The organism is Sporolactobacillus sp. CQH2019, assembly GCF_028765345.1.
Taxonomy (GTDB): domain Bacteria; phylum Bacillota; class Bacilli; order Bacillales; family Sporolactobacillaceae; genus Sporolactobacillus.
In genome coordinates this window covers 136,895-163,571 of record NZ_JARAJZ010000005.1, presented here as the reverse complement: position 1 = coordinate 163,571, position 26,677 = coordinate 136,895, and the positions used below count along the sequence as shown (strand labels likewise).

The following is a 26,677-nucleotide window of genomic DNA, read 5'->3' as shown; positions in this document are numbered from 1 at the left end:
GTCCGGAGAAGAAACGGTTTATTGGAGAACGGCATGAAATCCCCAGGTCAGTTCGTTCCGTCAAACAAATCTTCCTGCATTTCCCAATGACTGCGGACAAGATCGTGTCCGACCATCCTCATTCCCAGAATCCTGACTTTTTCAATAAAGGTTTTCGGCACGCCGTGATAGGCTGCCTCGTCTATTGAAAAAAGGAGCGGAGCGCCGCATTGAATTTCCGCCAGTTTTCGTGACAGATGAAAATTGTGAAGATCCGCGGCTATCTTTTTCTTCTGGCCGGCCGGAAGCAGATCGAGATGATCAAGCAGTGCATCCATACTGCCGAACTGTCTGATTAATTTCAATGCCGTTTTCTCGCCGATGCCGCGGACACCGGGATATCCATCGCTCGGGTCCCCCATCAGCGCTTTCACGTCAACAAACTGATGCGGCGAGATTCCGAATTTTTCGAAGAACAAGCGTTCCGAATAACTGCGATAATGGCCGTAGCCTTTTTGCAGGAGATGGACATCGATATGGCGGTCCAGCAGTTGCAGAAGGTCGCGGTCGCCGGTAAGGATTGAAACGTCGGCATCGGCCTGCACGCTCTTGGCAATCGTACCGATACAGTCGTCCGCCTCAAAACCTTCCAGACCGACATTCGGAATTTTGAAAGCTCCGGTCATCTCCCTGGCCAGATCGAACTGCGGGACCATTTCGGCAGGCGGTGCCGTCCTGTTGGCCTTATATCCGGCAAAAAGATCATGCCTGAATGTTTTTTTCCCCATGTCCCAGCAGACGGCTACATGTGTCGGTTTCCAGCTCTCAAGCGCGAGAAGCAAATGGCGCAGAAAACCCTGCACGCCGTTTGTCGGGACCCCTTTCTCATTGATCATCAATTGGCCGCTCGGCGCTGTCGCATAATATGCTCTGAAAAGCAGTGCCATTCCGTCGACAAGCAACAATTTTGCTCTTTGCGTCAAACAATCTCCCCATTTCTTTTCGCTCTTTCGTTATTATAGCACGATCGTGAGTGAAAAGCGGGAAGCCGTCAAGCCCGCTGAATGTCAGGCGGGAGTGCGCGGAATCCGGCGAAACGAAGCTGCCTGTTCCGCGGCACCTGCCGGCTATTTTCCTCTTTTTTAAGTTGCGGTTTTTGGTCCAAAGATGCCGCAGACTTCCGGGGAACGGCTCGGTTCTTCAACTTTTCAGCGGCGCTGCGCTGCTACCGTTTATTTATCTTTCTGCGGTTTCAAAACGGCCTTAAAAGCGTTATGATGAATTCGTATGCCGGCCTTTCTCACAATGTGTCCGCCATTTTTCCTCTTGGATTCAAAAAAGAAGGCCGTTTCGTTCTGCCCGCTGAACGGCAGGCATCGACCGGAACTGCGCATCTGTGTCCGGCAGATAATACTGCCTAAGCGGCTTTATAGAGAAATAGAGAAAAGGGGAATCCGATGAACGACCGAGAATTATTCCATATCCATCAATTGCACTACAAAGATGTTCTGAAGATTGACGATCTGTCGATCCCGTCCGCTGTTATTACCTGCATCGTCGGAGAGAGCGGAAGCGGGAAAACGACGCTGCTCAAATTGCTGAACCATCTGATCAGCCCGGATTCCGGTGAGATTATAATAGAGGGCCGGCCGGTTTTTGAATGGAATCCGCTTGAACTTCGCCGTGAGATTGTCATGATGGCCCAGACGCCGGTCATGTTCGGAGGGACAGTAAGGGATGATCTTCTGGTCGGGCTGCGTTTCTCGGAGAAGCCCGGCGTTGCGGATGCCCGTTTGAAAAAGATCCTTCATGATGTGCATCTGGACAAAGCGCTGGATGCGGAAAGCGATTCACTCTCCGGCGGCGAAAAGCAGCGCCTTTCTCTCGCAAGAATCCTGCTTCTGGATCCGCCGGTTCTCCTCCTGGACGAACCGTCATCCGCCCTGGACGAAGAAAACACGCGGTTCATCATGAAAAAGCTGGCCGGATTTGTGAAAAGCAACAAAAAAACACTGGTCATGATCACACATTCTACAGCCGTTGTCAGGGAGTTTGCCGATCACGTCATCGAAATAAATAACGGACAGGTTGTCAGGGAGAGTGAGCCTATTGAGCAGCGGTGATCTCACACTTTGGCAGCTTGTTTCCGCTTATATTTTTATTCTGATTTTATTAATCATTGTCAAGGTCAAAGGGATTCAGCGAGAAAGGGAAATATTGATCTCTTCGATCCGCATGACGGTTCAGCTGATGATTGTCGGTTACGTCCTGGCCTACATCTTCGGCAATGCCCGTCCTGTTTTCACGATCCTGATTCTTGCTTTTATGCTTGTTTTTTCTATTTACAACATTTATCAACGGGCCAAGCTGCCGCTCAGCAGCGAACTGAAGAAGAAAATCGCCCTATCGATGGCTGTCGGAGTCATCGCGACCCTGACCTATTTTATTCTCGTCACCCTGAACGTGAAACCTTGGTATAACCCAAGATATGTCATTCCGATCGCCGGCATGATTATCGGAAACACGATGACCGGGGTCTCGCTCGGAGTCAATACGCTGCTCGACGGGATGCATACCAAAAAACAGATGGTAGAATCGGCGCTCATGCTCGGAGCCAGACCGAGCGAAGCCTCGCGTCCGATCATCAATCAGGCTTTCGACAGTGCGATGCTGCCGACGATCAACTCGATGGTCGGCATGGGGATTGTGTTTCTTCCGGGGATGATGACCGGCCAGATCATCGGCGGTGCGTCGCTCACCGTTCTGTTGTTCGTCCAGATCGGCTATAAGGCCTTTTTCAACAATCGGAGCCAGCTTCGCGAGCGTGAGCTATAACCCCCTTTTATAATCGAAAAGCGCCTTGCTGAAAGGCGCTGTGTTTCACTCATATCAAATAAATTTGTCAAAATGAACGCGCCGGTTCACTGTATACATAATCACTGCACCGGCCAGCATGACGGTAAATTCGCCCACTGCCACGGTCAGCCAGGTCCAGAAAAACGGGAGATGGGAAACAAGGCTCAGTTCCCAGGCAATGATGCACATTGTCAGCGTAAAAACGATCGTATTGATCGACAACCGCGCCCATGTATTTTTCACATATTTTGAACAGATGATCGTTGTCAGAAGAGCGATTACCGATTGTCCCGTGCCGAAAACAAGATCATAAGGCAATAATGGCGAAAAAAACAGATTGCCGATAAAAACGCCGCAGACAATACCGAAGAAATATTTTTTGTCAAAGACGACGAGGTGATTCAGCATTTCTGAAATCCGGAACTGGACGGCTGAAAAACTGATCGGCTGAAGAAAAAAGGTCAGGACGATATAAAGGGCCGCCACAATTGCATTCACCGCCAGTGTTCTTAGTTTCATTAGAGAACTTTTCCTCCTTAGTTTTTTGATAGACGTGGGATGGTTTCGAACCACGTAAATTCGCTGTATCTGTTTTTAATTAACAATCTTTATTTCAGATAAAATAAAAACTGCCCGGCCTTCTCGAAAGGGCAGGCAGATAATTGTCACAGCTGATTTTCTTATGCGGGTATCAGTTTTCCCTGTTGTTTGAAAGGGCAATCATTAAGATAAAGCGCACCAGTTCCATTGCGGATACGAGCGCCGCAGCAACGTAGGTCATGGCCGCGGCAGACAGTACTTTTCTTGCCTGCTTCTGTTCGCCTTCCTGTACGATGCCGAGATTGACGATTTGTTTCAGAGCGCGTCCGGATGCGTCGAATTCGACAGGCAGCGTCACGATCTGGAACAGAACCGCGGCGGCGAAAAACAGGACACCGAGCGCCGCCAGCTGCATAGCCCCGAAAAGAAAGCCGGCCAGAATCAGAAAATAAGACAGATTCGACCCGATATTGGCTACCGGGACGAGAGCGCTCCTAATGCGCATAAACGTATAATCACTGGCATCCTGAATTGCGTGCCCCACTTCGTGTGCGGCGACGGCCGTTCCGGAAATCGTCGCACTGTTGTAAATACCCGTCGACAGGTTGACCGATTTGTCACGCGGATCATAATGATCGGTGAGCGTCCCTTCCACCTCGCGAATCGAAACATCGTAAAGCCCGTTGTCGTCCAGAATCTTTCTCGCCGTCTGGGCGCCGGTCATTCCGGTTGAATTCTCAACCTGAGCATATTTTCCGTACGTTGATTTAACGCGCATCTGCGCCCAGAGCGGAATCAGCATCAGAATGGCCATGTAAATCAAGAACTGTATCATCCGCATTCCTCCATATCATCTATATAGTCAATTTTAGTCAAATATTGAGCCTTTGTCAAAACCGAAAAATGAAAGAGTCACCTTGTTCCCTTTCTTCGTCTGAAGCGTTCTCCGAAATATTTTCGCAGCGAAACATAAAACAGTGCCAGCAGCACGAAACCGCCGACTGCCGCTATCAAAGGAGACAGGCTGTCAACTGTCGAAGCAGGCGATCTATCGAAAACATCCGTCAGTTCTTTTTCAATGACGGTCAGCTGCTGCAAGCGTGTCTTGTCCTGGACCGTGCTCATGCGATGGTCGGCAAAAGCATTGATACTATTATTCGCAACCCGGACGCCTTCCGGGCTGCCGTCGATCATCAGGGAAGGATAAATGAGCGCGTAACTGTCGAGAAACTGATTCAGATCCGCCTGAAAGGTCGTGTAATCCTGTCTTTTTAAGGCTGTCTGCATGCCCTTTATCGGATCCAGAACCCGGGGCCGCAGTTCTTTCCAGAGCGGGCTGCCGCTGCCGGTCATTGCATCGACGCACAGGCGCAGGGCAATGGCCGCATGGCGGATCTCGCCGGAGTCGCCGCCTGAATTCAATAAAATTTTCAAACGCAGCACAGCCATGTCGATGATCCGTCCGTCCTCGTCGGAATAGCCCGATTCCGATTGGCTCCAGACGCGGTCAAATTCATTCAGCAGACTTTTCGCAGCATCGGCCCGATCGGCGTCCGCATACTGGAAAATGTGATCAGACAGACTGTTCAACATCTGCTGCTGACTGTCTTTTTCGGATGCCTGGGCATATCCGCCATGAGGAGCTATAAAAAAGAACATGAGGCAGAGTAGAACAGCCGCAAATTCGATTTTCATTGCTTGCCCTCCCTTTCATTCTCAGGGCATTATATGAAAAAAAGGACAAGAATAGACCGGTGTTCGATGAAACACCGGCCGCTATCGACTGCATTCAACTATCCGGAAACTTTTACAACGCACCGTCCTCCGTCTCAAGCATCGAAAGGCCGACACAGGGCACAGAAGGTTCAGCTTTTCAGCGATTTCAACTGCTCGGTCAGTTGATAAAATCGTTCGGCATCGCCTCTGTCGAGCGCGTCATTGATCGCCTCATACAGTTTTTTTTCTGTATACGCTCTTTCGGCAGCTCCTGCGGCATCTTCAGCCGCCCGGCCGTATTTTTTATGCACCGTTTCCTCTATATTCGGGTTTTCCTCGAGAACTGAAAAATACTCGGGATAATAGTGCGCCGATGATAGGGCAACTTTTACATAAACGGCTTCTTCCTGGTTCAGCCTGAGATCGTGAAAGGCTTTTTCCGGATCATTTGTCCGAACCGTCGCCTTTGCATATTCAAAATTTTCCGCACTGTTTTTTCTCTCACAAATCGTCATCGCACGATTACACCCTGCAATGTTATCCACAAAATGGATCAGACCGAGCAGCTTTTCATTGCCCATCATATAATTCAGCAACCAAACCGTTTCGCGATTTCTCAATTCGCGCCGCTCCAACAGCCACTTTAAGAAGGCTTTCTTTTCCACGTTCGACACTATCTGCTCCATTCTATCATCCCCTCTCCGGAATTCAAGAAACGTGTGTCTTTACTCTATATTATCATATTCGCCGCTTAATTTTGATCATCCTGCTTCAATCGTTCAACAAATAAAACTAAATCCTGATTTTCCGGACTGAGACGTGCCGCCTTCTCCAGCACGCTGAGAGCGTCTTTCCTTTTTCCCGTCTCTATCAAATATTCCCCGTATTCCTGAAGAAATTCAGGGTTGTCCTGGAAAGCGGGCCGGCAAGAATCATAATAAGTTCCCGCCTGATCGAGTTGATCCGTACGAAAGTAAGCGGTTGCCAGGAACCAGATCAGCATCGGATCATCCGGTTTGACGGGAGCAAGCAGATCAATGATCGCTTCGTAGTCTTCGTTCTGCGCGTCAAGCTCGGCCATGCGTGTCACAGCTTCTACATTTTCCGGATCATGCTCGTGCCATTTTTTAAAATAATAGGCCGCTTTTTCGGAATGATGAATTTTCAATGCGAGTTTCCCCGCTTCTTCATAAAGCCGGTCATTGTATTCATCAGCTTCCAGTCCCTCTTCAACCGTCTTCAGTGCAAGATCCAGGCTGCCTTCATGCTCGTAGGCATGGGCAAGGACCGGATAGAGGGTGCTGTACCCGGGGTCGAGATCCCGCAGTTCTTCCAGTGCTTTGATGGCTGTCTTAAAATATCCGATCCGCGTCGCCGTCACGGCATAGCCGAATAGTCCATCCAATGTTTTCTCTTTCTTCAGGCCGATCCTGTACGCCTTGACGGACCGTTCAAATTCTCCGCAAAGGCTCAGTGCTTCAGCCAGCTTCAGCTCGACATTCTGATCGGCCAGTTCGCTTTTTCCCTTGGCTGCCTCCAAAAAATCGACCGCTTTTCTTGCCTGCCCGGTTGAAAGATAAAATTCACCAAGCGATAAAAGCAGAACAGGCTCATGGGGAGCTATCTTCAGTGCCCCGAGAAGCTTTTTCTCGGCGACTTCATCAAGCCCCTCCATTTGGTACAAATCTGCCAGCGATACTTGCGCACTCAGGTAGTTCTCATCCAGAGGATGGATCTTTAAAAGATACTCAATCGCGCGATTTTCCTCATTCTTATCAATTAAAAGATCGGAAATCTGGAGTAGAAGCCCGCTGTCGTTTGGGTATCTCCGCAGCAATGTCTCGTAAGCGTGCTCGGCTTCTTCGAGAAAACCGAATTGCTGATAGATTGAAGCCGCCCCGTAAATGGTCTCGTCATCTGCGTCTCTGAGCGTATCCTCAAGCAGCCTCAGCCCTTCGTCCGTTTGTCCGCTCGCCAAAAGCGCATTTGCCGTCTCTAAATGATTCATGATTATTCCCTCCCGGGGCCATGCCGTCCGTCTCATTTTTCTCTTCTACACTCATCTTAGTAAAATTGGAACACCCCTTCAAGAATTAAATCCCGGATACGCAAAAAACCCTGAATGTAACAGACAGGGCCGATGCGCTCTATGCTTAATATAATGACGATTCCTGAATCCGGGCAAGCTGTTCACGGAATGCCGGAAAAGAAACGGCGATGGATTCTGCCCGACGGACAATGACTGCTTCTTTCGATTTCTGGGAGGCAACGGCCAGCATCATACCGATGCGATGATCGCCCGAACTGTCGGCGACGCCTCCTGTAAACAGGCGTTGCGGATGTCCGTGAACAATCATGCCGTCTTCTGTTTCCTCGATATCCGCCCCGATCCGGCTCAGCTCGTCCACCGTGGTCCGTATTCTGTTCGTTTCTTTGACTTTCAGCTCCGAAGCATCGCTGATTACGGTTGTTCCTTCTGCCTCCGTTGCAATAAGCGCCAGTATCGGAATCTCGTCGATCAGTTTCGGGATCAGTCCGCCTCCGACGGCAGCGGCATGGAGCGGCGCGTAATCAACAACGATATCGCAGACCGGCTCGCCGTTCCAAACCCTTTTATTGGTAAAAAAGACTTTGGCTCCCATTTTCTCGAGAACCGGCGCCATTCCCGTTCGCGTCGGATTGACTCCCACGGAATGCAGCACCAGGTGACTGCCCGGCGTCAGCAGAGCCGCGGCAATAAAAAAAGCGGCTGAAGAAAAATCTCCCGGAACGCGTATGTCGGTTCCGGTCAGGACCTGGGGACCGACCAGTTGATGAGTCAGTCCCTCTGTCTGAATCCTNGCTGAAGAAAAATCTCCCGGAACGCGTATGTCGGTTCCGGTCAGGACCTGGGGACCGACCAGTTGATGAGTCAGTCCCTCTGTCTGAATCCTGCCTCCGAAGGCTCGGAGCATACGCTCGGTGTGGTCGCGCGAAGCACCGGGCTCCGTCAGCGTCGTTTTTCCTTCTGTCTGCAATCCGGCCAGGATCAAAGCGCTTTTCACCTGAGCGCTGGCCATAGGAAGATGATAGTCAATCGCATGGAGCTTTCTTCCTCGTATGGAGATCGGCGCATACCTGTCTCCATCCCGTCCCCACAAATCGGCGCCCATTTTCTTTAAAGGACGGATCACCCGGTCCATCGGACGTCCCTGGACGGACGCATCGCCGGCAAGCACCGAGTAAAAAGGCAGAGCGCTCAATAATCCGGAGAGCAGACGGATCGTTGTGCCGGAATTGCCGACATCCAGCACAGTGCCCGGTTCGCTCAGGCCCTCAAAGCCTGTTCCTGTTATAATCAGGCGATCGCCCGATTCATCAATCTTTGCCCCGAGCGCACGCATGCATTGAAGCGTGCTGATGCAGTCGTTGCCGCGCAGGAACCCTTCTACAGTGGTCACTCCATGAGCGATGGCCCCGAAAATGACGGCCCGGTGCGAAATTGATTTATCACCCGGCATTTTCAGTTCCCCTCTCAGAGATCTTCCCCCGCCGTTAAATTGTAAGTCGGTCACCTCTATCACCTGCTAATCGTTCAGATATGTATGGTAGCCCTTCTGCCGCAGAATGGCATGGGCCCTGTCCCGCTGAGACGCTTCCTGGAATGTGAGCCTCATGATGCCCTGATTGTTTTCCCTTGCCTCAATGATCTCGATGTTCGTCAGATTAATTCCGGCACGGCCGATATAACCGGTCACCGTCGATATGGTGTCCGGCCTGTCAGGAATATCGATGAACAGATCATAGTAAGCAGGTATCGCTCCCTTCTCTTTTTTAGGAAAGCCGTCGCGGAAAACCTTGGCTTTTCGGAAAAATTCATAGATGGACGGGCCGTTTTCTTTTGCCAGTAAATTTTTCAATTGTTCCATGCTTTGCGTCCACTCTTCCAGCAGTTTGAGCAGGTCGTCGCGGTTGCTCATGACCGTATCCGTCCACATCGTCGGATCCGAGGACGCAATGCGCGTAATGTCGCGGAACCCCCCGGCAGCCAGAAGACGGAGATTAATCCCTTCGATCGGATGGTTCTCCAGATGATGGACGAGCGCAGAAGCAATCAAATGAGGAAAGTGGCTGATCAATCCAACGATCTGATCATGAGTTTCCGGAGTTACGCGAAAAAATTTTGCATGGGTCCCGGACAGCAGATGCTCCAGTTTCTCTATAGGCGCCGGCTCCTGATTTTCCTCGGCGATTAAAAAGTAATAGGCATTTTCAAATAAATTGGCGCGTGCCGCAGACACACCGCTCTTGTGAGAACCGGCCATCGGATGCCCGCCGATGAAATGGCAGCGCCCTTTTAAAGAGTTATCCGCCTGGAGCTCAATCAGCCGTTTTGTACTCCCGACATCCGTTACAATTGCACCGGGCCTCAGTTCTGTTTTCTCCAGTTCCTTAATCATTGAAAGGATTACAGACACCGGGGCGGCGAGTATGATAACATCGGCTGCGGACGCGCCCTTTCCGAAGTTCTCGGCGGATTCGTCAATGATTTGCCGGCGGAGGCCCTCCTCTGTCGCTTTTCTATTTTGATCAAAACCGATGATTTTTACGTTGGGGTGAGCGGAACGTATCGATGCGGCGATCGATCCGCCGATCAGGCCCAGCCCGGCAATCAGAACACTTGTTTGCATGAGACGCGATCCTTCGTTTTATAATAGCGGCATTCTGCTCTTTCGTGCCGCTTATGCTTCGTATCGAGCCGTTTCCAGAGATCAGGCAGTCGGCCAGGCCAAGTCGGCGGTTCAGAAAACGGCTGATTCTCCCGCCGGCGGCAGTCCGCCCGGATAGACCGTTCATTCGCCGGGAATACTTACGGCTGCCCTTGCTTCGGGGACTGCCCCCGAAGAGGTTTCATCCGGCGCCGGTTTATCTGTTTTATTCGGTCCGTTTTCTCTCCTCCGTACTTTGTCAGCCCGTTTTCCCGCTTGATAGGCCTTCAGCCTGCTGAGCGGCGCCTTCATGATCCTTAATTGCCTGATGCTTGCCGAGCAATGTATCCAGCAAGTAACGGCGTATCTCTTCCACAGCGGACGGGCGCCATTCCGGCTGCTGAAGCCGATCCGCCCTTTTTTCAACTTGCGAAACAATGGCGCTTCCGACAATAAAACCGTCCGCATATCCGCGCAGTGCATCCACCTGCTCGCTCGACGAAATGCCGAATCCCACGGCAATCGGCAGCTCGCACGCCTCCCGGACACGTTTGAGAAAAGGAAAAACGTCCGGATGGAACTGCTTTCGGACGCCGGTCACGCCAAGCGAGGAGACGCAGTACAGGAAACCTTGCGCCGAAGCTCCGATTGCCTTCAGCCTGGAGTCCGATGTAGTCGGTGCGACAAGTGAAATCAGACTGATCTCCTGCCCGGAACACCGTGCTGCAAGATCCCTGCTCTCTTCGAACGGCAGATCGGGAACGAGCAGTCCGTCGGCCCCGTTGTCTTTTGCTTCCCGGAAAAATGTATCTTCACCTAATTGTAACAGAAGGTTGCAGTATGTAAATATGATAATCGGGATTTTCACCCCTCTCAACCTTATTTTTTTTACGAGCCGCAGAGCACCGAGCAGCGACATGCCCTTAGAAAGCGCCCGTTTGGAAGCTCTCTGAATGACCGGCCCGTCGGCGAGCGGATCAGAATAGGGAATGCCCAGTTCAAGCGCGCTGGCCCCAGCGGATTGCAGCATAAAAGCCAGTTCTACCGTTGCTTCCTCAGACGGATCCCCCGCTGTTATGAATGGAATAAACATCATCGGCCGTTTTTTATTGACAAAATCACTCATGCGGCTCATCTCTTTTTGCCTCCTTCATCTGTTTTTGCTTTGTCCAGAACGTGCAGGATCGTATGGACATCCTTGTCTCCGCGGCCGGAAAGACAAACGAGTATCGATTGATCCGGCCGCATTGTTTTTGCTTTTTTCATGGCCAGCGCAAGACCGTGCGCGCTCTCAAGCGCCGGCAGGATGCCTTCCGTTTTACACAGTACCATTAATGCATCGACGGCCTCCCGGTCTGTGATCGCTTCATAACGGGCCCGGCCCGATTCGGCGAGATAGGCGTGTTCGGGTCCGATTCCCGGATAGTCCAGCCCGGCGGAAATCGAATAGGGTTCAATGATCTGTCCGTTCGGATCCTGAAGCAGATAAGTCATCGCGCCGTGGATGACGCCCGGACGCCCCTTAGTCAGCGTTGCGGCATGCTCCGCCGTTTCTGTCCCTTTTCCTCCGGCTTCGGCCCCGTAGAGAGCGACCGGGTCCTTAAGAAAAGCGGTAAACAGTCCCATCGCGTTGCTTCCGCCGCCGACGCAGGCGCAGGCGGCGTCCGGCAGTTTTCCTGTCTTCTCGATCATCTGTCTGCGTCCTTCATCGCCGATGATCCGCTGAAAATCACGGACAATCATCGGATAGGGATGCGGCCCGACAACGGATCCGTTCACATACGCCGTGTCTCCGACATTCGCCGCCCAGTATCGCAGCGCTTCGTTGATCGCGTCTTTCAAAGTTCCGTTTCCGGCTGAAACCGGAACAACTTCCGCTCCGAGAAGCCGCATCCGGAACACATTGAGCGCCTGCCGTTCAACGTCCGTCGCCCCCATGAACACTTTGCAAGGCATGCCGAAGTAAGCCGCCACCGTTGCCGTCGCGACGCCGTGCTGGCCGGCGCCTGTTTCGGCGATCATCCGCTTCTTCCCCATTCGCCGTGCAAGCAGTGCCTGACCGACCGCATTATTTATTTTGTGAGCGCCGGTATGATTCAGATCTTCGCGTTTCAGATAGATCTGAGCCCCGCCGACCATTTGGCTGAGCCTTTTGCAATGTGTTACCGGAGTCGGCCGGCCGGAATATTCCCGGAGGATCTGATGATATTCATCGAGAAACGAGGAATCATGAATTGCCTCATTAAACCCCTCCTCAAGTTCAAGCAGGGCATGCATCAGCGTTTCGGGCACATACTGTCCTCCGAACGGACCGTAGCGCCCTTTTCTTTTTGTGTTTATATTTTCAGTCTGCGGTTGTCTGATCATTTTGCCTCTCCACCCTTTCTTCAATTTTCCGGATCAGTCTGCCGTCTTTTTGAAAGTTCGTTTCTATACCCGATGCAATATCGATACCGATCGGGTGACGGCTCAGCAGTTTGTCTATATTATCAGGCGATATGCCGCCGGCAATCAGACACGGCGTGTGCAGGCGGGCAGATTCCGCCATGTAACCGGGTACGCTGTCCCAGTCGAACGAGACGCCTGTCCCGCCGATAGCGCCTTTAACTTTCGTATCGATGATATATCCATCGACAATGCCTGCATAGCGGCGCATCGCTTCAAGGGTATTCTTTCCATGGCGAAGCGCCTTCCAAACCGTTCTTCCCGTCTTCGACCTGACCCTCTCCACATAGGGCGGCTGTTCCGCACCATGAAGCTGTATCACCTGAAGAGGGACCGTCTGCAGCACTTTTTCGATCCGTTCGACGGAATCATCCGCAAAGACGCCGACCAGCTTTTTCCCCTTTGCTTCGGTCCTTTTCAGCCATTCCGCGACCTGATCGGCTCTCACGGTCCGTTTGCTTTTCCGCGTAAAAATAAAACCGAGATAATCGGCACGGCTGGCCGCCGTTATTTTAACGTCGGAAAGCGAATGATTGCCGCAGTATTTAAGCACGGGGCGCATGCGCGTTCACTTCCTCGCCGAACAAGGCGCGCACTTTGTCTTTCGGCGAATGGGCGCGGATCAATGCTTCGCCGACGAGTGCGGCATCCGCACCGTGATTTTTCAGATACATCACATCTGCTGCCGACTGAACACCCGACTCACTGACTAAAAGTGCATTGCCGGGGATGATCCTTTCGAGTTCCGCAGTCACTTCCAGTTTCGTTTCAAATGTTTTCAGATTACGATTGTTCACACCGATTATTTCAGGTGTAAATTTAGAAAGAACCGCTTCGGCCTCCTCGGCCCGGTGCACTTCCACGAGTGATTCCAGCCCTCTCTCCTGTGCCGCCAAATAAAGCTCATGCAATTGGTCGGGATCCAGCGCGGCGGCGATCAGCAGGACCGCATCCGCTCCGATTCGGAAAGCCTCTTCAATCTGCCGTTCTTCAATGATAAAATCTTTTCGAAGCACAGGGAGGCCGACAGATTTTTTGACCTTGATCAGGTTCTCGGCCGATCCGTGAAAATAAGTCCGGTCCGTCAGGACGCTGATTGCATCGGCACCGCCGTCTTCATAGGCTTCGGCAATAGCCGCCGCATTGATCTTTTCGCGAAACAGGCCTTTTGACGGAGAAGCCTGCTTGATTTCAGCAATCAGACCGAGTGCATGATGCGGCCGGGCGAGCGCCTTTTTGAGCGAGCGGCGCTCGATGGCCGGGATCGGCTCCGGCATCCGGAAATGCTCCAGTTCCTCTTTTTTCGTCTGTAAAATGCGATCAAGAATCGTCTTATACATGAGAAACTTCCTCCGTCTGTGTCCGGAGTAGGTTCAGCTGTTCCAGTGCCTTTCCGTCTTCAATGGCCCGATTCGCCTCGTGGATGCCTTCAGCAATGGAATCCGTCCTTCCGGCAACGTACAACCCTGCGCCGGCATTCAGAAGCACCGCATTCATAGCGCTGCGGTTTTGCGTTTTTCCGGAGAATATCGCTTCGATCAAGGCGGCGCTCTCGGCAGGGGTTTTCACCTGAATGTCTTCCAGCCTGCCGGCGCTCAGCCCGACGTCTTCAGGCATGAGCGAAAAAGAATGGATTCTTTGATCTTCAATGAGATACGCCCGGGTCCGGCCGGTAATGGTCAGTTCATCCATTCCGTCATCGCCGGTGACGACAAGCGCCCTGCGCGTACCCAGTTTCACAATGGCATTCGCATAGGCTTCCGCGGCTTTTCTGCTATAAACGCCCAGAAGCTGACGCTCTGCACCCGCCGGATTGGTCAGGGGGCCGAGCATATTGAAAATTGTCCTGAACCCGAGTGCTTTGCGCGGTTCAATTGCATATTTCATTGAAGCGTGATACAGCGGAGCGAATAAAAAGCACATGTGTGTCTGTTCGAGGAGGGACGCCGCCTGTTCCGGAGTCGTCCGGATCGAAATTCCGAGCGCTTCGAGCACATCGGCGGCACCGCTGGTCGATGAAACCGAGCGATTGCCGTGTTTGGCAACGTTGACACCGAGGCCCGACAGCAGAATGGCGCTGGCGGTTGAGATGTTGAACGTTGCCGTGCCGTCGCCGCCCGTTCCGACGATATCCAGCAGCTCTTGATCATAGTGGACCGGCTTCGCGTGTGCTCTCATGCTGCGGACGCATCCCGCCAGTTCATCGGCCGTTTCCCCCCTCATACTGAGAAGCGACAGGAAACCGGCAATCTGGCACGGGTCTGCCCGTCCCTCCATAATTTCATCCATCAATTCTGCGGCTTCCTGTTCCGTTAAAGTCTTGCCTTTGACCAATTCTTTCAACTTTTTCTGAAACATTTTTCCCCACTCCTCTTTTCTGAGGAATGAGCATAGCGAGGTTAAGAGAGGGAAGCGACGCTCCGTGCTGCGCAGGGAGTCCGTCCGAAGTTAGCAAAAACCCGCGGGCGAAGTGCGGCCAGCGGGTTTATTCTCAGTTTTAATCTTTCAACCCTCAGCTCTTCTCAACTCGGCTCATTCTGTTTTCTCAGCTCTCAGTCTCTGCCGATCCCGTCCTCCGACACGATCCGGCTGAATCTCCGGCAGTAAATTTCTGCGAAGATGTAGTTTAATCATAGCCAACTCATTTAAATCTGTCAATCATTCATGAACGAAAGCAGCATCTCCCTGACCAGTTTTTCCGGAACCGGCTTTGTCTCCGGCTTTCCGATCGATTTCAAGAGAACGAAATGATAATGTCCGTTTCTGTTCTTCTTGTCATACTTCATTTGTTCGATCAGCCCGTCTGCCGTCGGACCATCGGGCACTTTTGTCGGCAGCCCAAGCTCCGTGTACCAATCCGTTATGTCCTTAACCGGCAATGAGCAGCCGTAATAGGCTTCGCTCAGCTTCAGCGCAAATAGCGACCCGACGGCAACGCCTTCTCCGTGAGTCAGTACGCCGAAGCCGAGTTCCTTCTCGAGTGCATGGCCGAGCGTGTGGCCGAAATTAAGGAATTGGCGCGGCCCGCTTTCATGCTCGTCAAGCTCGACAATTCCCGCCTTCACGGATATGCCGCGTATAAGAAACGCACCTGCTGACGCCGGTGTCAGTTCTGAACGGCCGGGTATCGCTTCTTTCAGTTCCTGATAAAAATCGGGAGAACTGATCAGGCTGTGTTTGATCAGTTCGGCAAAACCGGACTGCAGTTCCCTGAACGGCAATGTTTCAAGGGTTGCCGTATCGTAAATAACCGCTGCCGGCGGATAGAAAGCACCGATCAGATTCTTTCCCAGAGCGTGGTCAATGCCCACTTTTCCTCCGACGCTGCTGTCATGGGCGAGCAGCGTTGTCGGCATCTGCAGGAAAGCGACGCCTCTCAGATAAGTCGCAGCCACGAAACCGGCAAGATCACCGACGACTCCGCCGCCGAGAGCGATGACGCCGGCGTTTCTGTCCAGTTTTTTCTCGAGCATGTCGGTAATAATCCGATGGTACTCACTAAGATTTTTAGACTGCTCCCCGGCTTCGACAATATAATGGAAAACCTTTCTGTTCCGCAGCGTCTGCTCCAGTTTGTTGAGGTACATCGGCGCGACATGGCTGTCGGTAACAATATAACAGGCTGAATAGACGTCTTTTATCAGTTCATCCGCCTTCGTCAAAAGTCCTCTTCCGACAAAAATCGGATAACGGCCTGTCTTCGTCCCGATCATCAGCTTTTCCATCAGAAAGACCTCACACGTTTTTGATAGACGGCCCACGCGGCCGTCATATCGGTCAGGCAATCTCCGCCGAATTTTTCACTAACTGCCTTTGCCAGTTCCCAGGCAACGACGGCTTCACAGACAACACTCGCGGCCGGCACCGCACAATTATCCGATCGTTCGATGCTGGCGCTGAACGGCTCCTTCGTGTTGATGTCGATGCTCTGAAGCGGTTTATACAGTGTAGGAATCGGCTTCATGACGCCGCGCACGATGATCGGCATACCGTTCGTCATACCGCCTTCGAATCCGCCGAGCCGATTGGTCCGCCGCGTATAACCCTGCTCTTCCGACCAAAGGATCTCGTCCTGAACCTGACTGCCGGGACGGTGCGCCATGTCGAAACCGATGCCGAATTCGACTCCCTTAAAGGCATTAATGCTGAGCACCGCTCCTGCAATCCGCGCGTCAAGCTTCCGGTCGTAGTGGACATGGCTTCCAAGTCCGATCGGCGCTCCTGTTGCCACGACTTCAACGATTCCTCCCAGCGAATCGCCGTTTTCCTTCGCACGGTCGATTGCCTCAATCATTTTGCGGGCTGCTTCCGGATCAAGACAGCGCACCGGTGAATTCTCCGATGCCTTTTTCATTTCTTCAATGGTGTCCGGCAGCGGCGTTCCGTCGGCGACGCCGCCGATTTCCGTGACCCGGCCGGCGATATCGATGCCGAATGGTTTCAGAAACTGCTTTGCCACAGCGCCGATTGCCACACGAATCGCTGTTTCGCGGGCCGATGAACGTTCAAGAACATTGCGCATATCCCTGTGATTGTACTTAATGCCCCCGTTCAGATCGGCATGGCCCGGCCGCGGCCTGGTTACCTGTTTTTTTATTCTTTCCGGATCGTCCGGGACCTGGACGCCCATGATATCCTTCCAGTGCGTCCAGTCGCGGTTTTCAATGACCAGGGCCATCGGCGCTCCCGTCGTTTTTCCGTGGCGCACGCCGGAAAGAATCTGCACCTGATCCGATTCGATGGTCATACGGCGGCCGCGGCCGTAGCCGCCCTGCCGCCTTTTCAGTTCACGGTCGATTTCGGAAATGTCGATGTCCACCTCTGAAGGAAGTCCCTCGATAATGGCCGTCAATTGCGGGCCATGTGATTCTCCAGCAGTCAAAAATCTCATGTGATTACCCCTCAATACCCGATTTTTCATAGAAAAAAGTTTCCGCCGATCGCAATTGGTACGTTTCCGGATGAAAGATTTGTTCTGTGCTTCCTACAAACAGAATTCCATCTTCTCTTAATGAATCGCTTAATTTATGATAAATCTTTTTCTTGCCTTCCTCAGTAAAATAGATAAGAACGTTTCTGCAGACAACCACGTCAAATTTTCCCGGTGCAGGATCATGAAGCAAATCATGGCGGATAAAGCGGATGGATTGTTTCAGTTTGTCATCCATGCAGTAGAAAAGTCCGTCTCTGCTAAAATAGCGGATTCGCTCCTCAGAAGTGAGCGATTCGACAGCACTTTCAAGGTAACGGCCTTCCCTGGCCTTCTCCAGAACCGTTTGATCGATGTCACTCGCAATTATAGAAAAGCGGCCGGCCGGCAGAATCCGGTCGAGGATCATGGCCAGCGAATAGGGCTCCTCGCCTGTCGAACAGGCGGCGCTCCAGACCGACAGAGACCTTCCGCCGCCGCTGCAATAGTGCTGAATCTTCTTTTCAAGAACATTCCATCTTTGCCGATTGCGAAAAAATTCCGTCACATTAATGGTCATCCTGTCGAGAAATTCCTTGAGCAACGGTTCGGACTTCTTCATCTCGTAAAAAAAAGAGACAAAGGAGGGCATCCCCCTGCGGATTCTCAGCGTGTTGAGACGGCGCTTCATCTGTTCTTCTTTATAAAGAGACAGATTAATGCCTGTGAACTGAAAGAGCAGATTTTTAAACTGTTCGTAATCCTGATCCGCCAGCTTAAGGTTTTCTCCCTGTTCCAAAGCGATCAGCCCTTGACAAATTCATTTTCATTGAAAAAAAGATGAATTTCCCGTTCCGCACTTTCAGGGGAATCGGATCCATGGATAACATTACGGTTGACAAGCGTCGCAAAATCGCCGCGGATTGTACCCGGCAGCGCTTTTTTAGGGTCGGTTGATCCCATCATCATTCGTGACAGCTCAATAATGTCATTGCCCTCCCAGACCATGGCAAAGACAGGTCCCGATGTCATAAAAGAAATCAGATCCGGATAAAAGGGCTTTCCTTCATGTTCACTGTAATGTTTCCCGGCCAGTTCTTCGGGAATGACCATCAGCTTGCCCGCAATCATACGGAATCCCTTTTCTTCAAATCGCGACACAATCCGGCCGATCAGGCCCCTCCTAACGGCATCCGGTTTAACCATCAAAAATGTTTGCTGCATCACTTTACCTCCTCAGAACTAAATCTGTATATCCTGTTTTTCTGAAACAATCAAACTTTCTACGGCCTGTCCAGCTATGTATGCAACCGGCTCTGTACCGCTTCATTCATTCCCGCTGCCGCGGGAAAATAATCATTGCGGCGTCCTGTCTCAGTACCGCCTCTTTCCGATATATTCGGCAATTTCCCTGAGTGAATGTGTGGCCTTGGCAGCGGGCAGTTGATCCAATATGTCTTTTGCTTTCTGAAGATAGCGGTCGCTCAGTCTCTCCGATGCCTCAATGGCGCCGGAATCCCTGATCAGGTCGATGACTGCATTCCAGTCATTTTCGGATGGATTCTCAGATTCCAGTATAGCGACAATCCGATTGTGAAGATCCTGTTTCTGCAATGCGTAATAAGTAGGCAACGTTATGTTTCCATTTCTCAGATCACTGCCTGCAGGCTTTCCCAACTGCTTGTCGGTGCCGACAAAATCCAGAATATCATCGGTAATCTGATAACTCATGCCGAGAAAATAGCCATAATAATAGAGCCTGCGCGCGACAGCCGCGTCGCTCCCCGAAGAAAGCGCGCCCAGCTGGCAGCTGAGCGCCATCAGAATGGCCGTTTTACGTTTGATTCTCAATAAATAACAGCGCAGATTTTGTTTCCAATTGTAAAGATCTTTAATCTGATCGATTTCTCCGAGACTGAGATCGCGGATCACTCGGGAAAGGAGCCGATGGGCTTCCGGGCTTTTGAAACCGGAAATAATTTCAATGGCTCTGGCAAAAATAAAATCACCGGTGTACATGGCTACCCGATTGTCCCATTGAGCCTTGACGGTGGGTTTGCCGCGGCGCAGATCGGAATCATCAATGACATCGTCATGAACGAGGGACGCCATATGGATCAGTTCGAGAGTCGCCGCCGAATCAATAATCTCCGGCCGCGTCGGATCGCCGTACTGAGCTGAAATGAGCGCAAGCAACGGACGGATCCTTTTTCCCCCCGCTCTGAGCAGATTCATGGAAGCTTCGCTAAGAATCGGATGCGGCGCTTCCAGAGCTTTTTCAAGCCTGTTCTCAATCGCTTTCATATTATTTTTCTGTTCTGCATAAATACTCGCCAGTGCCATTCAATTCACCCTTCATTGCAGTCCTGTGCATTCATTTCATGACTTATGGATGTCTCTGCCGGTCTGCACATCCGCGCATCGCCCGCCTGAGGTACGGGGCGGAAGATACCCGTTCCGGCCGTTTTCAGTCCGCTGCTTCTTCAAGAGGTTTGTCCGCCTGATGAATGGCTGCGATGCCCCCCATAAATGAATGAACCGCTACTTTTTCGAAGCCGGCCGCTTGAAAAAGCCGGACCAGTTTTTTCCGGTTGGGGAACTTGCGCGTAGATTCGTTCAGCCAGGCATACTCTCTGTAACTTCCGGCAAACAGTTTCCCCAGCAGCGGCATGATAAAACGGAAATAAAAGAAATAAAGCTGTTTGTAGACGGGAATCTCGGGCTGGGATGTTTCGAGACAGACGATTCTGCCGCCCGGCTTGAGCACGCGGAACATTTCTTTCAGGACTGTCAAATAGTCGGGCACATTGCGCAGGCCGAATCCGATCGTCACCCGGTCAAATGTTGCCTCGCCGAACGGAATGTTCATCGCATCATCGTTAACCAATACGACATTTTTCAGCGGCGTCATCTCGAGCTTGGCCCTGGCGACTTTCAGCATATTCTCGCTGAAATCCAGTCCGACGACTTTGCCGGAGGGCCCGGCAGCCCCGGCAAGGGACAGCGTCCAGTCCCCCGTTCCGCAGCAAACGTCAAGTATCTGCTCGCCCTCCCTGGCATCGACCATTTCGTTGGCCTTTCGACGCCAGGCTTTATGGCGATTAAAGCTAATCAGCGAGTTCATTGCATCGTATTTTTTATAAATCGACTGAAAAACCTGATGCACTTTCTCGTGTTTCTCTTCCAGTTCGTTCATTTCCAATTTATCCTTCCTCCACTGTGAAGCGGCAGAAAGCGTTCATTTTTTCAGTCAGATAAGGGAGAAGACGGGAAAGCACACCGGAGTTCTTCTCAACCTTCTTTATACTGTCAAAAAAGCGCTCTTTTGCATGCTTTATTTCTTCTTCCAGGCGTTCTCTGAACGGAACCGAAGCATGGGGCAGACTGTCGATCAGATAATTGCACAGAAAAGAATGTGAACCGCCGTTTGTCTGCAATTCATATTCATAAACCAGTTTCTTCGTTAAAAAAAAGGCATTAAGTGAGGGCACCCAGTCTTCAAATCCGAGCTTGGCGGCAATTTTGGCCACAAGGGCACTTTCAATCGACTCCAGCGCCGTTACTGCCTGAGTCCAGTTTAATGTATGATTCGGATAGAACAGCAGACATTTGTTCACGTTAAAGGTCTGAATGGCTTCGGCAATCCATTTTACCACTTCAATATCCGGTTTTCGGGAAAGGTAGTAATAGTACAGCGCGCTGTAAAAATCTCCGGATAAAGCGGTCAGCTGCCTTATCTTAATCTCATTTTTTCCGTTAAGCCGTTCCGTTGTCATGGATTCATGTGCGGAAAGCCCGATTTCGGCAGCCATCAGACTTTCCACGTAAACGCCCGTTCCGCCATCTTCCGATCTCTTCTGAAACAAATAATAATAGACGAGCAGTTTATCTTTATCGATTTCAGGAAACGGCAAATATTTATTAACGTACGGATGACTCAGGTCGTGCCTGATCTTCGCGTAAATATTTTCGATCTCTTCTCTTACTGTCATGGCAGCGCTCCTAAACATTGCTATTTTTCTTAATTCCGGAGCTGAAGGCAAAAATGATCAGTGAACCGCAGAAATTCCTGCTCGGATCGCCTCCCGGGATTTTGTTCTATTATATCACACCGGCCATGCCGGCAGGCGGTCCCACTCCCTTATCCGGATACGATTGTTCCGTGTTTCGTCTGAATGGTCGCCTTGCCGTGTACCTTGATTGCTGAAGTATGTTCTGTAAACTGAGCAATCATCACTTCGCCCTTATCGAGCTTCTCCGTATGAAAAAAACGTGTTTCCGCGCCGCGCGTCAGGCCGATGACGTTCACCCCGTCCTCTTCGGCTCTGACGACAAAATAGTCGCCCAGCACTTCTTCGTTTTTCGGTTCCACTTTAACCAACCTGCTTTCCAAGCCTAAAATTATTGACGATTGATCAGCGAGAGCGCTTCTGCCCTTGCCGCCCGATCCGTCTGAAAAATTCCGCGCACGGCGGATGTCAGCGTCTTCGCTCCCGGTTTCTTGATACCGCGCATGGTCATGCACATGTGTTCCGCTTCAATAACAACAATGACTCCGTAAGGACGAAGGGTCTCGACGATGCTGTCAGCAACCGTGGTTGTCAGACGTTCCTGAAGCTGCGGCCGCCTGGCCACGGCTTCCACTGCCCGGGCCAGTTTGCTGAGTCCGGTCACCCGTCCCCCTCTCGGTATGTAGCCGACGTGAGCTTTTCCAAAAAAAGGAATTAAATGATGTTCGCACATAGAATAAAAGGGAATATCCTTGACGAGAACCAATTCTTCATGAGCCTCGTCAAATGTTTTCGACAAAAACGTCTTCGGATCCTGCCTCATTCCCTGGAAAATCTCTTCATACATTCTAGCGACTCTTGCCGGTGTTTCTACCAATCCCCGGCGTTCCGGATCTTCGCCGATCGCTTCCAGAATCATCCGGACCGCCCGTTCTATTTTCTCATGATCCACGTTCAAAGCCGAGCCTCCAATTTAAGCAAGCCGGAGAAAAAAACTTGTTTCGCTGTAAGAATTCTAGCATAGAAAAACACTGAAAGTAAAGAAAACAAAGAAGAGAGACCTCTTTGATGATTGAAAAGGATTCATTTCTACCAAAAAAGAGCCATCGCATGGATGGCTCTCACTTTCATACGTCCTATGTATCCATTGATCATTGGACGGCTTCTTTTAATGCTTTACCGGGCTTGAAAGCCGGAACTTTGCTTGCCTGGATTTCAATTTCCTCGCCGGTTTGCGGATTGCGGCCCTTGCGAGCAGAGCGCTCACGCACCTCAAAATTTCCGAAACCGATTAATTGGACTTTGCTTCCGCTTTTCAACGCGTCAGCAATCGTTGAAAGGACGGAATCAACCGCCTTTGTAGCATCCTTTTTTGACAGTTCAGCAGATTCTGCAACTGCAGTAATCAATTCAGTCTTATTCAACACTTTCACCTCCTTAAAAAGGAATTCCTCCTTTTTGCGCTGGAAGAAACATTAACAACGCTTATAATATACGATGTGATGGAAGAATTCAACAGCTTTGATAAAAATATTGCCAATTTCGCTCTTTTTAAACCCTGTTATTCCAAAAAAAACACTTAAAAATTTGATTCCATAAAAAAAGACCCCGGCGGAGTCCTTTCGGAGTGCCTGAAGCCTCTAGAGAATGATTGCAATTAAGCCGCCGGAACCTTCGTTAATAATCCGTTCAAGCGTTTCTTTAAGCTTGTAACGGGCATTCTCGGGCATGAGCGCCAGTTTTGCGGAAATGCCTTCTCTGACAATTGAATTGAGCGAACGGCCGAAAATATCGGAATTCCAGATCGACAGCGGGTCGTCTTCGAAATCCTGCATCAGATAGCGGACCAGTTCCTCACTCTGCTTTTCTGTTCCGATAATCGGCGCGAATTCCGATTCGACATCGACTTTGATCATGTGTATGGACGGAGCAACCGCTTTAAGCCGGACACCGAATCGCGATCCCTGGCGGATAATTTCCGGTTCGTCAAGACTCATGTCGTTGATGGTCGGCGCAGCAATGCCGTAACCGGTCTGTTTGACCATTTTCAATGCTTCTTCGACCTGATCATATTCTCTTTTCGCATGAGCAAAATCCTGCATCAGCTGCAGAAGATGATCCTTGCCTCTGATTTCAACGCCGACCACTTCCTTCAGGATCTGATCGTACAGGTTATCCGGCGCATGCAGATCGATTTCCGCTGTGCCTTTTCCCATTTCGATCCCTGAAAGCTGTGCGTTCTCAATAAAATCATATTCGCCGAATGTGCCGACCACACGGTCTACGTCCCGCAGCCGTTTGATGTCTTTCACCGTCTCCTTAACCGCTTCTTCATAGCTTTTTCTCAGCCAGTGATCTTCCTTCAGGACCATCACCCAGCTCGGCAGATTGACGTTGACTTCCAGCACGGGAAATTCATACAGCGTTTCACGCAGAATATTATTAATGTCATGCTCTGTCATATTCTCAACGCTCTGCGTCAAAACGGGAATGTCGTATTTATCCGCGAGTTCTTTTCTGAGTGCTTCTGTTTCCGGATGATACGGATGCGATGAATTAATGATCAGAATAAAAGGCTTGCCGACCTCTTTCAATTCGTCGACAATCCGTTCCTCCGCTTCTACATAGTCTTCCCGGCCGATTTCGCCGATCGACCCGTCGGTCGTGATGACGACGCCCAGAGTAGAATGCTCCTGAATCACTTTGCGCGTCCCGATCTCCGCAGCTTCCTGAAACGGAATCGGCTCGTCGTACCAGGGAGTATGAACCATCCGCGGGCCGTTCTCATCCTCGAAGCCCTTGGCCCCCTTGACGGCGTAGCCGACGCAATCCACGACGCGGATATTGACTTCCAGCCCTTCCTCTACGGTCACCGTGACTGCGTTATTCGGAACGAACTTTGGTTCTGTGGTCATAATCTGTCTGCCGGCGGCACTCTGAGGAAGCTCATCCTGGGCCCGGGCCCGATCGGCTTCGTTATCGATATTGGGCAAGACGATCAATTCCATGAATTTTTTTATAAACGTCGATTTTCCGGTACGAACGGCCCCGACCACACCCAGATAAATATCCCCGCCTGTTCTTTCCGCAATGTCTTTAAAAATGTCCACTCGCTCAAGTTTTTCCAAAGTTTGCACCCTCCCGCTCCTCCATTCTATCGATGACGCTCGGTGATATTTCTATGCATATGACTTTGTCCATTGAATATGCCAATGAATTGGCGCTTTCCGGCATACCGTCCGACGGCTTGAGACGCGGCAGCCGGAAATTGGCCGGCCCTTCCTATTTAAAAATATTGTCCGAATTTTGTTTTATGCCTGTTTGCAGATAAAAAAAAGCGGGAGAAAACGATTTGTTTTCTCCCGGCATGACTAAATCCTTCCACGCCATTCAGCTCTTGCAGAATGATTGACGCACGCTATAACGTATGCTATTCCCATCCGTTTTGCCGCTGACGCCGGCCCATTGTTACTTCTTTGGGCCGAACATTTTCGAAAGAGAGGAAAAATTACTGGGCACATTGCCGGACGTGATGGCTTTGACAATAGCCTCTTCCTTCTCTCTAGACACCGGAACGCCGGCTGTCCTTCCAATTCGGGCGACGAGTTTCCTGACTACTTCGGGATTGCTGAAATCAGCATGCGACACAGACTCAGCAATGGCAAAAATGTCCTCTTTCTTCACATTCGTCTTCTTCTCGATGTTATCAAAAAAAGGATTTCTTGAATCCAATGAACGTCCTCCTTTTCCCTGCATTCCTTACATCCTATGCGGGAAAAAGATCGGCGTGCTAATGGATCAGTCACGAGAAAAAGGATTAGAAAGGTTTTCCGATAATGCGGCGATTTCATCCTTTTTGTCCCGCCCCATCAATTCATCAACCGCTTCTTTTGGGTTTTTATTTTCAAACAGCACCTGATAGATCGCGGCCGTAATCGGCATCTCGACTTTTTCACGCTTCGCCAGAGCATAGGCCGCCTCAGCCGTCCGCACGCCTTCAACGACCATCCCCATTTCACCGAGGACTTCGCTGAGTTTCCGGCCTTTGCCGAGAAGATTTCCCGCCCGCCAGTTCCGGCTGTGGACGCTCGTGCACGTGACAATCAAATCGCCTACGCCGGTGAGCCCGATGAACGTCAGCGGGCGGGCGCCCAGTTTTGTCCCGAGCCGTGAGATTTCCGCCAGCCCGCGCGTAATCAGAGCGGCCTTGGCATTATCGCCGTATCCGAGGCCGTCGGAAATGCCGGCTCCCAGTGCGATAATGTTTTTCAAGGCGCCGCCGATTTCGACGCCGACGATATCTTCATTGGTATAGACACGAAAGTAGTGATTAAAGAATAGATCCTGCACTTTTTTTGCAGCCGCTGCCTGAACGGACGCGACGGCCACCGTCGTCGGATGGCGCAGGGAAACCTCTTCCGCGTGGCTCGGGCCCGACAGAACAACCACGGCTTTTCTGAATTTCTTTGGAATTTCTTCTTCGATGACTTCCGACATCCGTTTAAATGTTCCCGGTTCGATACCTTTCACTCCGTGAATAAAAAGGAGCGGGACGGTCAAATGTCTGCGGATCCTGCCCAGCACGTCTCTCATTGCCTTTGCAGGAACGACAAGAAGTACAGCGTCTGTCCCTTCAAGTGCCGCCGCAAGGTCATGAGTTCCTGCCACCTCTTCGGGAAGCTTTATACCCGGAAGATACTTCTCGTTTGTATGTTTCTCGTTTATCTCGCTGGCCTGTTCCTGACGATGGCTCCACAGGCGGACCGAACAGCCGTTATCCGCCAGAACCATTGAAAGGGCCGTACCCCAGCTCCCGGCACCGATTACAGTCATTTTTTTCATTTCAGTTTGCCTCCCTGTTTCAACTCCGATCCGTTCACTCCGTTCCGCTGTTTTCAATCATTTTCTCTGCACAAAGCCGCTAGGCCTGCGATTTTTTCCCGCCGATCTTATTTTCTTTACCGTGCAGAAGACGGATGATATTTTCTCTGTGCTGGTAATATCCGAGCAAAGTAATCAGAAAGACCGCGACCAGAACAGCGGGTGAATAACCGGCAAGGATGTATCCGAGTACAGGCGTAACAAGCAGGAAGAAAAGCGAACCGACGGACACGAAACGGCTGATCGCGATAATCACAATCGCAAGAATCCCGGCGATCAGTGCCTCAAGCGGCATCATCATAAAAAATACGCCGATGGTCGTGGCAACGCCCTTGCCCCCTTTAAATCCGAAGTATACGGGAAAGTCGTGGCCGACAATAGCCAACAGCCCTGAGAGAGCCACTGCCCAGTCGGCAAGGCCGAATGATCTCGCTATCAGGACCGCGGCAACCCCTTTCAATACGTCCAGAACAAGAACGCCGATCGCGGGTCCCACACCGAGAACGCGCAATGTATTGGTCGCCCCCGCATTGCCGCTTCCCGTCTTCCTAATATCGATTTTTTTAATCTTCTTTGTAATTAAATAACTGAAACTGATGGATCCGATGAGATAAGAAACGATAAACGACACGGCCGTTAACACTGGATGCATC

The 26,677-nt window shown here is 51.1% G+C and carries 29 protein-coding genes and 1 riboswitch; of the genes, 2 read left to right on the top strand and 27 right to left on the bottom strand.

The features are described 5' to 3' along the window. Positions 1 to 47 precede the first annotated feature (47 nt). The gene (locus tag OYT88_RS08955) at positions 48 to 962 is read right to left on the bottom strand and encodes a 5'-3' exonuclease (protein WP_274399414.1); all 915 of its coding nucleotides are present in this window, start codon (positions 960 to 962) and stop codon (positions 48 to 50) included. A gap of 474 nt (positions 963 to 1,436) precedes the next feature. On the opposite strand from OYT88_RS08955, the gene OYT88_RS08950 reads away from it, so the two are divergent. Both OYT88_RS08950 and OYT88_RS08945 read left to right on the top strand, forming a co-directional pair. Further along, a complete protein-coding gene (locus OYT88_RS08950; RefSeq protein ID WP_274399412.1) occupies positions 1,437 to 2,102 on the top strand; it encodes an ABC transporter ATP-binding protein in 666 nt (221 codons plus the stop codon). Further along, on the top strand, positions 2,089 to 2,814 hold the full coding sequence (locus OYT88_RS08945) for an ABC transporter permease (RefSeq protein WP_274399410.1): 726 nt from the start codon (positions 2,089 to 2,091) through the stop codon (positions 2,812 to 2,814). The genes OYT88_RS08950 and OYT88_RS08945 overlap by 14 nt, the downstream gene beginning before the upstream one ends. 54 nt (positions 2,815 to 2,868) lie before the next feature. On the opposite strand, the gene OYT88_RS08940 is transcribed toward OYT88_RS08945, so the two are convergent. The 26 genes from OYT88_RS08940 to plsY form a co-directional block, all read right to left on the bottom strand. Then, positions 2,869 to 3,354 carry a QueT transporter family protein gene (locus OYT88_RS08940; RefSeq protein WP_274399409.1) on the bottom strand — a complete coding sequence of 162 codons (486 nt, stop codon included), beginning with the start codon at positions 3,352 to 3,354 and terminating at the stop codon, positions 2,869 to 2,871. Between the two features lie 11 nt (positions 3,355 to 3,365). Then, positions 3,366 to 3,414, bottom strand: a riboswitch (PreQ1 riboswitch). A 112-nt stretch (positions 3,415 to 3,526) separates the two neighbouring features. Continuing rightward, entirely contained in the window at positions 3,527 to 4,210 is a 684-nt protein-coding gene (locus tag OYT88_RS08935; RefSeq protein WP_274399408.1) for a zinc metallopeptidase, read from the bottom strand. A gap of 77 nt (positions 4,211 to 4,287) precedes the next feature. Next, positions 4,288 to 5,070, bottom strand: a complete 783-nt coding sequence (locus OYT88_RS08930; protein WP_274399407.1) for a sporulation protein YpjB — start codon at positions 5,068 to 5,070, stop codon at positions 4,288 to 4,290. Between the two features lie 170 nt (positions 5,071 to 5,240). Next, the gene (locus OYT88_RS08925) at positions 5,241 to 5,777 is read right to left on the bottom strand and encodes a YpiB family protein (protein WP_274399406.1); all 537 of its coding nucleotides are present in this window, start codon (positions 5,775 to 5,777) and stop codon (positions 5,241 to 5,243) included. 65 nt (positions 5,778 to 5,842) lie between these two features. After that, positions 5,843 to 7,099, bottom strand: a complete 1,257-nt coding sequence (locus OYT88_RS08920) for a tetratricopeptide repeat protein (protein ID WP_274399405.1) — start codon at positions 7,097 to 7,099, stop codon at positions 5,843 to 5,845. Positions 7,100 to 7,244: 145 nt separating this feature from the next. Next, positions 7,245 to 8,645 carry a 3-phosphoshikimate 1-carboxyvinyltransferase gene (locus OYT88_RS08915; RefSeq protein ID WP_274399404.1) on the bottom strand — a complete coding sequence of 467 codons (1,401 nt, stop codon included), beginning with the start codon at positions 8,643 to 8,645 and terminating at the stop codon, positions 7,245 to 7,247. Between the two features lie 12 nt (positions 8,646 to 8,657). Continuing rightward, positions 8,658 to 9,761 carry a prephenate dehydrogenase gene (locus OYT88_RS08910; protein WP_274399403.1) on the bottom strand — a complete coding sequence of 368 codons (1,104 nt, stop codon included), beginning with the start codon at positions 9,759 to 9,761 and terminating at the stop codon, positions 8,658 to 8,660. Positions 9,762 to 10,038: 277 nt separating this feature from the next. After that, positions 10,039 to 10,914 carry a tryptophan synthase subunit alpha gene (trpA, locus tag OYT88_RS08905; RefSeq protein ID WP_274399402.1) on the bottom strand — a complete coding sequence of 292 codons (876 nt, stop codon included), beginning with the start codon at positions 10,912 to 10,914 and terminating at the stop codon, positions 10,039 to 10,041. Further along, positions 10,911 to 12,146: a tryptophan synthase subunit beta gene (gene trpB, locus OYT88_RS08900; protein ID WP_274399401.1), complete on the bottom strand. Its 1,236-nt coding sequence runs from the start codon at positions 12,144 to 12,146 to the stop codon at positions 10,911 to 10,913. The genes trpA and trpB overlap by 4 nt, the downstream gene beginning before the upstream one ends. Next, complete coding sequence (locus tag OYT88_RS08895) at positions 12,124 to 12,786, bottom strand: phosphoribosylanthranilate isomerase (protein ID WP_274399399.1); 663 nt, start codon at positions 12,784 to 12,786, stop codon at positions 12,124 to 12,126. The genes trpB and OYT88_RS08895 overlap by 23 nt, the downstream gene beginning before the upstream one ends. Further along, positions 12,770 to 13,552 carry an indole-3-glycerol phosphate synthase TrpC gene (trpC, locus tag OYT88_RS08890; RefSeq protein ID WP_274399639.1) on the bottom strand — a complete coding sequence of 261 codons (783 nt, stop codon included), beginning with the start codon at positions 13,550 to 13,552 and terminating at the stop codon, positions 12,770 to 12,772. The genes OYT88_RS08895 and trpC overlap by 17 nt, the downstream gene beginning before the upstream one ends. A 4-nt stretch (positions 13,553 to 13,556) precedes the next feature. After that, a complete protein-coding gene (gene trpD / locus OYT88_RS08885) occupies positions 13,557 to 14,582 on the bottom strand; it encodes an anthranilate phosphoribosyltransferase (protein ID WP_274399397.1) in 1,026 nt (341 codons plus the stop codon). A gap of 296 nt (positions 14,583 to 14,878) precedes the next feature. Next, positions 14,879 to 15,949, bottom strand: coding sequence for a 3-dehydroquinate synthase (gene aroB / locus OYT88_RS08880; protein ID WP_274399396.1), 1,071 nt, complete (start codon positions 15,947 to 15,949; stop codon positions 14,879 to 14,881). Further along, complete coding sequence (aroC, locus tag OYT88_RS08875; protein ID WP_274399394.1) at positions 15,949 to 17,115, bottom strand: chorismate synthase; 1,167 nt, start codon at positions 17,113 to 17,115, stop codon at positions 15,949 to 15,951. Before aroC ends, aroB begins: the two co-directional genes overlap by 1 nt. A 4-nt stretch (positions 17,116 to 17,119) precedes the next feature. After that, positions 17,120 to 17,941 carry a CheR family methyltransferase gene (locus OYT88_RS08870; protein ID WP_443029722.1) on the bottom strand — a complete coding sequence of 274 codons (822 nt, stop codon included), beginning with the start codon at positions 17,939 to 17,941 and terminating at the stop codon, positions 17,120 to 17,122. Beyond that, positions 17,938 to 18,357 (bottom strand): nucleoside-diphosphate kinase, encoded by a 420-nt coding sequence (gene ndk, locus OYT88_RS08865; RefSeq protein ID WP_274399391.1) that lies wholly within the window; start codon positions 18,355 to 18,357, stop codon positions 17,938 to 17,940. Before ndk ends, OYT88_RS08870 begins: the two co-directional genes overlap by 4 nt. A gap of 150 nt (positions 18,358 to 18,507) precedes the next feature. Beyond that, the gene (locus OYT88_RS08860; protein WP_274399390.1) at positions 18,508 to 19,476 is read right to left on the bottom strand and encodes a polyprenyl synthetase family protein; all 969 of its coding nucleotides are present in this window, start codon (positions 19,474 to 19,476) and stop codon (positions 18,508 to 18,510) included. 124 nt (positions 19,477 to 19,600) lie between these two features. Then, on the bottom strand, positions 19,601 to 20,329 hold the full coding sequence (locus OYT88_RS08855) for a demethylmenaquinone methyltransferase (RefSeq protein ID WP_274399637.1): 729 nt from the start codon (positions 20,327 to 20,329) through the stop codon (positions 19,601 to 19,603). Between the two features lie 7 nt (positions 20,330 to 20,336). After that, the gene (locus OYT88_RS08850) at positions 20,337 to 21,125 is read right to left on the bottom strand and encodes a heptaprenyl diphosphate synthase component 1 (RefSeq protein ID WP_274399389.1); all 789 of its coding nucleotides are present in this window, start codon (positions 21,123 to 21,125) and stop codon (positions 20,337 to 20,339) included. Positions 21,126 to 21,274: 149 nt separating this feature from the next. Next, the gene (gene mtrB, locus OYT88_RS08845; RefSeq protein WP_274399388.1) at positions 21,275 to 21,505 is read right to left on the bottom strand and encodes a trp RNA-binding attenuation protein MtrB; all 231 of its coding nucleotides are present in this window, start codon (positions 21,503 to 21,505) and stop codon (positions 21,275 to 21,277) included. Between the two features lie 29 nt (positions 21,506 to 21,534). After that, positions 21,535 to 22,101: a GTP cyclohydrolase I FolE gene (folE, locus tag OYT88_RS08840; RefSeq protein ID WP_274399386.1), complete on the bottom strand. Its 567-nt coding sequence runs from the start codon at positions 22,099 to 22,101 to the stop codon at positions 21,535 to 21,537. A gap of 193 nt (positions 22,102 to 22,294) precedes the next feature. Further along, on the bottom strand, positions 22,295 to 22,567 hold the full coding sequence (hbs, locus tag OYT88_RS08835; protein ID WP_188801892.1) for a non-specific DNA-binding protein Hbs: 273 nt from the start codon (positions 22,565 to 22,567) through the stop codon (positions 22,295 to 22,297). Between the two features lie 216 nt (positions 22,568 to 22,783). Beyond that, positions 22,784 to 24,271 carry a stage IV sporulation protein A gene (spoIVA, locus tag OYT88_RS08830; RefSeq protein ID WP_274399385.1) on the bottom strand — a complete coding sequence of 496 codons (1,488 nt, stop codon included), beginning with the start codon at positions 24,269 to 24,271 and terminating at the stop codon, positions 22,784 to 22,786. 340 nt (positions 24,272 to 24,611) lie between these two features. Further along, the gene (locus tag OYT88_RS08825) at positions 24,612 to 24,875 is read right to left on the bottom strand and encodes a stage VI sporulation protein F (protein ID WP_274399384.1); all 264 of its coding nucleotides are present in this window, start codon (positions 24,873 to 24,875) and stop codon (positions 24,612 to 24,614) included. A gap of 66 nt (positions 24,876 to 24,941) precedes the next feature. Then, positions 24,942 to 25,985: an NAD(P)H-dependent glycerol-3-phosphate dehydrogenase gene (locus tag OYT88_RS08820; protein WP_274399383.1), complete on the bottom strand. Its 1,044-nt coding sequence runs from the start codon at positions 25,983 to 25,985 to the stop codon at positions 24,942 to 24,944. Between the two features lie 79 nt (positions 25,986 to 26,064). Further along, positions 26,065 to 26,676 (bottom strand): glycerol-3-phosphate 1-O-acyltransferase PlsY, encoded by a 612-nt coding sequence (gene plsY, locus OYT88_RS08815; protein ID WP_274399381.1) that lies wholly within the window; start codon positions 26,674 to 26,676, stop codon positions 26,065 to 26,067. Position 26,677 lies beyond the last annotated feature (1 nt).